Raw genomic sequence first — 1,214 nt, 5'->3', positions numbered from 1 at the left:
CAGGGGGCGCTGGCGGAAGCCATGGAGGGTTTGCATAAGGTGCTGCTCGCCATCGCCGCGCTCTGGTGGTGGCTATGGTCGGTCCATCGGCGCGGCAATGCGCGCCGCGCCGTCCTGCGGCGCTTCCCCGCCGACACTGCGGAGAAGCGTTATCGCCTGCACCGGCTGTGGGCCAGCGACGCGCCACGCCTCTTTGCCGGTCGCGAACTGCGCGACGCCCTGCGCGAACTGCGCCGCCACCGCAGCGTGCTCAGCCGCCGGCTCGATGTCGCCGCGACGGTCGAGGCGACCGTCAACCAGCGCGGCCGTTTCACGCCGGTCCATGGCCGGCGGCGCACGGCGCCGGAATACCTCGTCCTGGTCGACCGCCGCAGCGGCCGCGACCAGCAGGCGCTACTGCTCGACCAACTGCTTGCGCGCCTGCGCCGGGACGGCGTCTACCTCGACTGCTGGGACTTCAACGGCGACCCGCGCCTTTGCCGGAAGTCCACCGGCGAGGCGCGTTTCGTCGCGCCGGCCGACCTCGCGGGCCTCTATCCCGAGCATGCGCTGCTCGTCTTCAGCGACGCCGATGGCCTGTTCGACCCGCTGTCCGGCAAGGTCGTCGACTGGCTCGACAGCTTCGCGCCCTGGCCGAAGAGGGCGATCTTCGTTCCCGGATTGCCGAATCCCGGCGCCTATCGCGAACTCGCGCTGGAGAAGGCTGGATTCGCCGTCCTGCCAGCCACCCCCGCCGGGCTGCTGGCGTTTGCGCTGGGGGACGAATCGCCACCTGCCGGCAACGGCGGCTGGCCCTGGAGCTATCCCGAGCGCCTGGTGCGCAACCCGGTGCGCTGGCTCGACGAGACACCGCCGTCTGCCGATACCGAGGAAGCACTGTGCGGTGAGCTGCGGCGCTATCTCGGCCCGATGGGCCATTTCTGGCTTGCCACCTGCGCGATCTACCCGGCGATGCGCTGGGAGGTCACCCTCGCCCTCGGTTCCCGCCTGCTCGACGGCGAGCGCCTGGCGCGCATCCTGCCCGCCCTGGTGCGTCTGCCCTGGTTCCGGCTCGGCGCGATGCCCGACTGGCTGCGTCGCCGCCTGATCGGCGAACTGCCGCCCTACTGGAAGCGGCAGGCGCGCAACGCGCTGTGGCACCTGCTCGATGCTGCCGGCCAGGGCAGCAGAGACAGGCTGCCGCTCGAGTTCGCCGAGGAAGACCCGCCGCGGAG

The 1,214-nt window shown here is 71.5% G+C and carries 1 pseudogene; it reads left to right on the top strand.

Annotated elements, in window-relative coordinates:
• Positions 1-1,214, top strand: a pseudogene (locus CAPSK01_RS13555) (hypothetical protein); the annotation flags it as partial.

The sequence above is a fragment of the Candidatus Accumulibacter vicinus genome, from assembly GCF_000584955.1.
In the GTDB taxonomy this organism is placed as follows: Bacteria; Pseudomonadota; Gammaproteobacteria; order Burkholderiales; family Rhodocyclaceae; genus Accumulibacter; species Accumulibacter vicinus.
This window is presented reverse-complemented; position numbering and strand designations above follow the sequence as displayed.